At 45.0% G+C, this 6,754-nt stretch carries 7 protein-coding genes; all 7 read right to left on the bottom strand.

Features of this window, described 5'->3' with window-relative positions:
* The coding region (locus J7J62_05430; protein ID MCD6124594.1) for a PAS domain S-box protein at window positions 1–544 on the bottom strand (544 nt) is incomplete at its 3' end.
* 27 nt (window positions 545–571) lie between these two features.
* Entirely contained in the window at window positions 572–1,741 is a 1,170-nt protein-coding gene (locus tag J7J62_05425) for a M20/M25/M40 family metallo-hydrolase (GenBank protein ID MCD6124593.1), read from the bottom strand.
* 94 nt (window positions 1,742–1,835) lie between these two features.
* A complete protein-coding gene (locus J7J62_05420) occupies window positions 1,836–3,206 on the bottom strand; it encodes a sigma-54-dependent Fis family transcriptional regulator (GenBank protein ID MCD6124592.1) in 1,371 nt (456 codons plus the stop codon).
* 2 nt (window positions 3,207–3,208) lie between these two features.
* Window positions 3,209–4,258: an RIP metalloprotease RseP gene (rseP, locus tag J7J62_05415; GenBank protein MCD6124591.1), complete on the bottom strand. Its 1,050-nt coding sequence runs from the start codon at window positions 4,256–4,258 to the stop codon at window positions 3,209–3,211.
* 8 nt (window positions 4,259–4,266) lie between these two features.
* A complete protein-coding gene (locus J7J62_05410) occupies window positions 4,267–4,743 on the bottom strand; it encodes a hypothetical protein (GenBank protein ID MCD6124590.1) in 477 nt (158 codons plus the stop codon).
* 14 nt (window positions 4,744–4,757) lie between these two features.
* Window positions 4,758–6,233 carry a lysine--tRNA ligase gene (lysS, locus tag J7J62_05405; protein MCD6124589.1) on the bottom strand — a complete coding sequence of 492 codons (1,476 nt, stop codon included), beginning with the start codon at window positions 6,231–6,233 and terminating at the stop codon, window positions 4,758–4,760.
* A gap of 141 nt (window positions 6,234–6,374) precedes the next feature.
* Window positions 6,375–6,754 (bottom strand): T9SS type A sorting domain-containing protein (locus tag J7J62_05400; GenBank protein MCD6124588.1); only part of this gene is annotated, 380 nt, incomplete at its 5' end.

The raw sequence follows: 6,754 nt of genomic DNA, 5'->3' as shown, positions 1-6,754 counted from the left end.
TTGGAAGGTCCACTGGTATCGGCTGCTTAGTCTCGAAGTACCAAATCCCTATATTGGTTGTGTTGAATAGAGTTTCATATCGCTGGTAGTTAAGCTCAAGGTCTTCCTTAATTTTTATCTGTTCCGTCACATCCTTAACGACCACTATTATAGCCTTTTCGCCAAGGTGTTCTAGGAATGTGCCGCTGACATCCACATCCACGATTTCGCCAGTTTTCTTTCTGTTTTTCGCAAGGACTCTGAAGCTACCTTCTTTTTCGAGTTGTCTTATGACTTCATCCATTTTGTCCCTGCTTTCCTCAGGAATCAGCTCTGATGCATTCATTCTGCGCAGTTCTTCTTTTGTATATCCGAGAAGCTTTTCCGCAGCTTCATTGGCAAAAAGTATTCTACCATCTATTGATTCTATGAAGACTGGGTCTGGGAGGCTGTCGAGGATTTTTTCGAAGCTCTTTTTCGACTCTGCTTCGACTTTTTCGAGAGTTTCCCTTAATTTTACGAGTTCATCTCTTAACTTTTTGATCTCTTCTTTATGATTACCCATATTTCCCCCCGATGTGAAGAAGACAACTTAATCTTTTATAAAAGTATCATTGATTAAACTAATCATTTTTTCCAAGGTTTCAATTCTAATAAATTCGTTGGGCATATGAATTCTCGTATCCTCTTCTATGGGTCCAAATCCGATTACTGTGAGACCAAGTTTGGCGAGATATACGGCGTCATTTCCCCCAAGGCATGCGGCGAAACCTTTTATGTCGAAGTGCTTTTCCGCAAACCTTCTGAATTGAACCACAGCTTCAGTTAACGGCTGAATGTAGCCCTCATGCCCGTAAAGGAAATTCAGCTCCGCTTTGATTCCTGTTTTTTCCACCACCCCATTGAAGAACTTTTCGAAGTCTTTCTTCGCCTTGGAGGAGCTTTCCTCGGGAAGGAACCTAAGGTCGAACCCTGCCTTTGCGACATTTGGTATGATGTTTGTTTTGTGCCCCGCAGAAAGTATAGTTATAGAGAATCTTCTGGGGACCTTTTCATATGGGCAGTTGGGTGGAGCATTAGCATGAGATTTCTTTTCTAAAGCAATCTTTTCGTATTCTTTAAGTTCTTTGAGGAAATCAATCAACATGTGAACGGGATTTTTAGCTTTGTATGGCAATCCTGCATGACTCCCTATACCGTGGACGACTACTTCGCCGCCAAGAACCCCCGATGAGCCATTTGCTATGAATTCAGCTGAAGAGTCCGCTAACCAGACGAATTTAACATCGGAGAACCAACTTCTGACCTTTTTGGTGACAAACCCCATACCGTGTTGCCCGCCTATTTCCTCATCACAAACGAAAACCGCCTTAGCGGTAACCTCGGGGGTAAAGTCAGTCATGGCAGCAATGAAGGCGGCAATAGCTCCTTTATCATCAGAGGCTCCTCTGCCGTAAAGCTTTCCATCGCGTTCGGAAAGGTTCCATGGGTCGGAGTCCCAGCCTTCTCCGGGTGGGACGACATCGAAGTGAGCAGCATAGAGGATTGCCCCATCATTTTTTTTGCCCTTTTTCTCGGCTATAACATTAGGATGAATTTTCCCATCTGGCGTTTTTTCGCTTACTATGTTAGTTTCAAAGCCAATTTTGGAGAGGCTATCTGCTATGAATTTGGCACATTCTTCGTAGTTGGTGCCTTTGGTGCTCTCCGTTTTGAAAGAAACGAGTTCAGCAAGTATTTTTTTAGCAAGTTCTTTCTTCATATATGATAAAGTATTACAGAAATAAATTAAAGTGAAAAATAAGATTGTCAAGATTATTTTTATAAAAAATCAAAAATTGTGAGATTTATTTTCTCTAATTTATCGAATATTTTTTCATTTTCCGATAAAGCGTTCGCGTGGAGATTCCAAGCAGTTGCGCTGCCTTTTTCCTTGAACCGCCCGCAAGCCTCAGCGCATTTATTATTGCCTCTCGCTCCGCACTCTTTATATCGGCTGTTGAGGAGAGTCGCTCCGAAATTTCTCTGAGAATCCTGTTGTTTTCCCGCAGAATGTAAAGTATTTCCCTCATGACTTCGCTGGAGGGTGCCTCGGCGGTGTGCAAAATTGGTAGGGGTCTTCCGATAGTTTGGTGCTCGGCGAAGTAGTGTTTTATGTCATCAAGTTTTATTTTTCTGTTTCCCGCAAGCAGGACCATGTTTTCCACGAGATTTCTTAATTCGCGGACATTGCCGGGCCAGTGATACGACATCATGGCTTCGAGCGCATCGTCGCTTATGCCAGCGAATTTTATACCATGTTTTTCGGCGATTTTTTGCGCAAAGTAGAATATTAAGATAACTATGTCCTCCGGGCGCTCTCTTAGCGGTGGAATGAAAATTTTAACACCGTTTATGCGATAATAGAGGTCCTCTCTGAATTTGCCCTGTCGCATCATTATGGTTAATTCTCTGTTGGTTGCGGCTATAATTCTTACATCTGCGTGCTTTGGCGTTGCGGAACCTACCGGAAAGTATTCCCCCGTCTCAAGGAACCTTAGTAGTTTAACCTGTGATGAAAGCGGTATTTCGGCTACTTCGTCCAGAAAAAGTGTTCCACCGTCTGCTTTTTCAATGAATCCCGGAGTATCCTTAGCCGCTCCCGTAAACGCTCCTTTTTTATATCCGAAAAGTTGTGATTCGATAAGCGTTTCGGGTATAGCTCCGCAATTGACGGGAAGGAATGGGCCATCTGAACGCTTCGAGCGCTTGTGAAGTGCTTTTGCAACGAGTTCTTTTCCCGTTCCGCTCTCGCCTATTATGAGAACGGGGATGTCGGTGGGGGCGACACGAACTATAACATCGGCTATTGCATATATAGCTTCTGATCTTCCGACAAGACCACATTCGGCAAGTATTTCTCGACGGGAAAGAATTTTATTTATGGTGCTCATAACGGATTTTTTATCGACATCAACAGGCAAAATAGCATCGACCAGTCCCCTTAATCCGGGTTCGATGTTATCGGAAATAAGCACTATTGGCATTAACGGCGCTCTGTGGGCGACATTCCTCAAAAATTTTGTTAGAGGAAGCTTTAAATCCTCGAGTTTGGTTACGACAGCGCAGTCGAAAGTGTCCTCGCGGAGTTTTGCCAAAAAGTCGCGCTGATTCCCCACCACAGTGCCGTCGAGCTTAAGGCGGTTTTGCGTGTCGAGCACAAGAATTTTTGGTTTCCCGTTCGTCATGTTTAGAAAAGGTTCATAACATCCTTTATGGTAACGAAAATCATGAGCATTAAAAGTATGAATATGCTAATCTGCTGAAATATAGCTCGCCATCGCTCGCTGACGCGGCGTCTTGATATGGCTTCAAATGTCGTGAATACGATTTGTCCGCCGTCCAGTATCGGGAGCGGTATGAGGTTTAGCACGGCAAGGTTTATGGATAGGGCAGCCATAAAAAACATAAGCTGCCAGAATCCCTGCTTTGCTGATTGACCAGCCATCTGGGCTATCATTATTGGCCCGCCAACATCATGCAGACTTCCGCGTCCTACTATGAGGTCCACGATGAATGTTACGATTATTCCGGCGAACCTCACGGATGCATCGGCGGCATCAACTAATGCTTTTAGAGGAGTTGGCTTCACCTGTTTCGAGTGCCATATAACCCCTATCATACCGAACACCGTATCGCCAGATTCGGTTCTCACGCGGCGGGCTATGGTCTTGCATATCACATTGAACACAGAATCTCCGCGCCTTACTGTTAGGGTTATTTCGGTGTCGAGTTTAGTGTGGATGAGGTCTGCGAGTTCATTCCATGTTTTTACCGTGTCCCCATTAACTTTTAGTATGAGGTCGCCGGGCTTTATTCCACATTGATGCGCCGGCATTCCCGGAACGGTGGTTCCTATTTTCGGGACCTCGAACACCGGCTTGCTTTCCCCATAAATCATGAAGCCGAATACCAAGATTAGGAAACCTGTGAGAAAGTTCATGAATGGTCCCGCAAAGAGCACAAGAATCCTCGTTCCCGGCGGTTTGGATAGGAATGCGCGCGGGTCTTCCAAGTCCTTTGATTGTTCTGTTTCGCCGGCAAGCTTCACATAACCGCCAAAAAGGACTGCACCAATCTGATACTCCGTTTCGCCGATTTTTTTGCCTATAATTTTAGGCGGGTATCCTATGGAGAACTTTTCCACCCTGATGCCGGAAAGTTTCGCGACTAAAAAGTGCCCCAGCTCGTGGAGGAATATTATTATTCCGAGCATTATTATGGCTATGAGTATTGACATGATGCCCCCTAATCGACCACGAAAACTGAATCTACGATGCAGGTGTCACTACCGAGAAAACGCGCTTCAACGGTGTATTTGCCGAGCATAACATATTTCCCGGTATTATCCCTTGCATTCCACCAAGAATGCAGACTTTTCTCCTTCCCCGGTGCGAGGACAAACGGCGTTATAACTTGCGCCACCACTTTTCCGTGCATGGAATCCCAAATTGTTACGCCATCTTTTTTCACAGCGAATATGGCTGCAACAGGTGTTCTGAGCGTGAACTTTAATGTGTCATAAGTTTTGTTTTTGACGGTCAAGGTGAACTTTGCGGAATCGCCGTGGGCAATGAATCTTGGCTGAACCGACAGTTTGAGCTCTATGGGGGTTAGGTCCGCTCTTTGGTGCCTGCGCCTTATTGTGCGGTCGAGGTAGCTGTCGACGGTGGCGAGCACCACGAACATGAGAAATCCTATTATGAAAAGCGTTAGCTGTTTCATCAAATTTACTCTTTTTAATTCTCTTTTTTTGGTCGCACCAGAGGGAAAATTATTACATCCCGTATTGAATAGGAGTCCGTGAGCACCATAACGAGTCTATCTATTCCCATCCCCATTCCGCCAGCGGGGGGCATTCCATATTCAAGCGCCGTTAGGAAGTCCTCGTCGAGCACCTGTGCCTCAAGGTCGCCTTTTGCGCGGAATAACATTTGTTGCTCGAAACGCTTGCGCTGGTCTATAGGGTCGTTGAGCTCTGTGAACGCGTTGGCTATCTCCATTCCATACCAGAATAGTTCGAATCGTTCCACCAGATCTTGGTCGTCCTCCTTACGCTTCGCAAGAGGGGAAAGTTCTACGGGATAATCGATGACGAATGTCGGCTGTATCAGAGTTTTCTCTACTTTTTCCTTAAATACTTCATCCACAAGCGTGTATCTTGGTGCGTTTTCGTTAAATTCTATTCCCTCGGAGCGAAGATACTCCGCTATCTCCTCGCGGGTTGCACTGCGGAAATTTCTGCCCGTGCGCTGGGCTATAATGTCCCAGAAGCTAACTACATCAAAAGGCTTTGAAATATCCGTCTCCACCCCCTGATAAACCACCTTCTCGCTCTCCAATGCGGTTTTTGTGACAAATTTTACCATTTCCTCGGTTAATTTCATCATGCCCTCATAGTCGCTGTATGCCTGATATACCTCTATAGCCGTGAACTCGGGATTGTGCATTCTATCTATACCCTCGTTGCGGAAGTTTTTGCCTATCTCGTAGATTTTGTCCATGCCCCCAACGAGGAGCCTTTTAAGGTAAAGCTCGGTTGCTATTCGAAGGTAAAGTTTCATATCGAGCGCGTTAAGATATGTTTCGAATGGTCTTGCGGAAGCACCCCCATATATCGGTTGAAGCATCGGCGTTTCCACCTCCACAAATCCCTTCGAGTCGAGGAATTCTCGTATTGATTTTATTATCGTTGCGCGACGCTCGAATCGCTCTTTGACGGAGGGGTCCATAACCATATCGAGGTATCTAAAGCGGATTTTCTTGTCCTCATCAGCCAGTCCGTGCCATTTTTCGGGGAGTGGTCTTAATGCCTTCGCTATAAGCCTTAGTTCGTCGACGAGGATGGTTTTCTCGCCCGTTTTGGTGACAAAAAGCGAACCTGAAACCTCGACGAAGTCCCCCACATCTATGTATTTTTTGAAAAATTTATAGTTCTCGTCCCCAAGGATGTCGTATCGTGCGTATATCTGGATTTTTGCTGTTCCATCCTGTATGTGGGCGAATGAACTTTTACCATGCAACCTTTTTGCCATTAGTCTTCCGCAGACCGAGACTTTTTCGTCGTTCTCGGATAGCTGGTCGAATTTTTCGCGAAGTCTGGCTATGTCCATCTGGTGTTTAACCCGCGGTGGATACGGATTTATACCCTTTTCCCTTATTTCCTCAAGTTTTGCAAGCCTTATTTCTCGCTCACTGTGCGGTTGCTCGCTCATCGGTTCTCCTTTCTACTATCATATCTATTTTAATCAGCCTCAACGATAAATAAAGGAATAAATTTTATTTTCAAGTTATTTGGCGTAGGGCGGGAATCGCGGAGACCGCGGGAAATCGGAAACCGCGGGGATTAAGGTTTTTTATTTTATAACCACGAACTTCTTTATTGCTTTCTTTCCCCCATTGCCTGAAACGGCGAAGTAGATTCCCGGGGCGAGGTTAAGCTTTACCGTTTTGTTGCCGCCCGAAATTTTCGCTGCCACATTCCCGCGGATGTCGTAGATTGTTATGTCATGCTGTGATGAGATATTAACCTTACCACCATAATACACAGGATTAGGATATATATCTATATCTTCTCCATCATGCCTGTAATAACTATCACCATCATTAACACTACTCGAATCAAATAAACACTCTATTATCTCAAGATTTCCCGTCCATCGGCAATATACATACAGATATCTGCCTCTCTTAACCATATCTGAATGCCAACCATTAATATGACCCACTACCTCAA

The organism is bacterium, assembly GCA_021159335.1.
Classification (GTDB): domain Bacteria; phylum UBP14; class UBA6098; order B30-G16; family B30-G16; genus JAGGRZ01.
This window is presented reverse-complemented; position numbering and strand designations above follow the sequence as displayed.

What these genes read in the sequence shown, in the direction of transcription:
- rseP (MCD6124591.1), bottom strand. Translation starts at nt 4,258, where the DNA reads ATGTCAATACTCATAGCCATAATAATGCTCGGAATAATAATATTCCTC.
- J7J62_05410 (MCD6124590.1), bottom strand. Translation starts at nt 4,743, where the DNA reads ATGAAACAGCTAACGCTTTTCATAATAGGATTTCTCATGTTCGTGGTG.
- lysS (MCD6124589.1), bottom strand. Translation starts at nt 6,233, where the DNA reads ATGAGCGAGCAACCGCACAGTGAGCGAGAAATAAGGCTTGCAAAACTT.
- J7J62_05425 (MCD6124593.1), bottom strand. Translation starts at nt 1,741, where the DNA reads ATGAAGAAAGAACTTGCTAAAAAAATACTTGCTGAACTCGTTTCTTTC.
- J7J62_05420 (MCD6124592.1), bottom strand. Translation starts at nt 3,206, where the DNA reads ATGACGAACGGGAAACCAAAAATTCTTGTGCTCGACACGCAAAACCGC.